Origin of the sequence: Bacillus hominis (assembly GCF_018332515.1) — a bacterium.
Lineage (GTDB): Bacteria > Bacillota > Bacilli > Bacillales > Bacillaceae_G > Bacillus_A > Bacillus_A hominis.
Genome location: NZ_BOQD01000663.1, coordinates 1 through 377 on the forward strand (window position 1 = coordinate 1; position 377 = coordinate 377).

The window sequence follows — 377 nt, forward strand, 5'->3', positions numbered from 1 at the left end:
ACCCCTATTATATAAGGAGCTGATTTAATGAAAAAAATCCCTATCGTATTCAAAGTTCCTCCGAATTCAAAGCTAAAAGTTACATTCTACGGTCCTTGTAACGAAGTGATTACAAACGTATCTTTAATTAATCAACTACTAACCCCTAACTGCCAGACTGTATCTCAGTATCCAGACTTCAAGAAATATATAACTGAAGTCCGATCATTATCAAATTGTTAATCATATAATTTCATGATTTTTTATTTCGAACAGTACGATAATAAAAAAATAGAAAGAGCCGAATCTTTCTAAAGAAACGGCTCTTTTTTCATTTCACAAAAACATGCATTCATTAAAAACTAAAATAACTCATTAATTGATATTGTGTTGTTATT

1 protein-coding gene is annotated in these 377 nt (G+C 29.4%); it reads left to right on the forward strand.

Annotated features, from left to right (window positions below; translation table 11 throughout):
* Positions 1 to 27: 27 nt before the first annotated feature.
* Positions 28 to 222, forward strand: a complete 195-nt coding sequence (locus KI356_RS27835) for a hypothetical protein (RefSeq protein ID WP_128279958.1) — start codon at positions 28 to 30, stop codon at positions 220 to 222.
* The last annotated feature ends 155 nt before the right edge of the window (positions 223 to 377 follow it).

Excerpts from the sequence above, each read along its gene's own strand:
- KI356_RS27835 (WP_128279958.1), top strand. The coding sequence starts at position 28 with ATGAAAAAAATCCCTATCGTATTCAAAGTTCCTCCGAATTCAAAGCTA.